The organism is Pseudomonas sp. URMO17WK12:I11 (genome assembly GCF_007677725.1).
In the GTDB taxonomy this organism is placed as follows: domain Bacteria; phylum Pseudomonadota; class Gammaproteobacteria; order Pseudomonadales; family Pseudomonadaceae; genus Aquipseudomonas.
Window position 1 is genome coordinate 1 of sequence record NZ_VEDF01000042.1, and the last position, 427, is coordinate 427.

Annotated in this window: 1 protein-coding gene; it reads right to left on the reverse strand. The window is 67.0% G+C overall.

The features are described from left to right. The coding region (locus FS665_RS23485; RefSeq protein ID WP_371921323.1) for a toxin VasX at nt 1-427 on the reverse strand (427 nt) is incomplete at both ends.

Sequence of the window (427 nt, forward strand, 5' to 3'; positions counted from 1 at the left end):
TGAGCACACTCATCGGCCACGGGTCGCTGGCGAAGGCGATCCAGGCCGAGCCGTAGGTGACGGCGTCGAGGGTGAGAAACGCCGAGGGGATGTCATGGTTCTCGTGCACGCAGGTTTCGGGTAACGGCGGGGGCGGTCCAAGTGGCGGTGCATAAGGATCGAAACGGCGCAGGTGGCCGTGCTCGGTCACTTCGAAGGCCTGCCAGACGCGCTGGTCGAGCAGCACGTACAGGTAGCCGCTGCGCAAGGTGCGCAGGCCCAGGCGTGTTTGCGTGGTGGGGTCACTGCCAAAACGCGTGTCGGGCACCAGCGCCCTGCGCAGCGGCAAGATCGGCAGGCCCTGGCGCTGACAGGCCTTGCAGCGGTGCAAGGGCAGGGAAGACTCGGCCACGGCGATGGCGATGCGTTCGGAGATGTTCATGGGCGG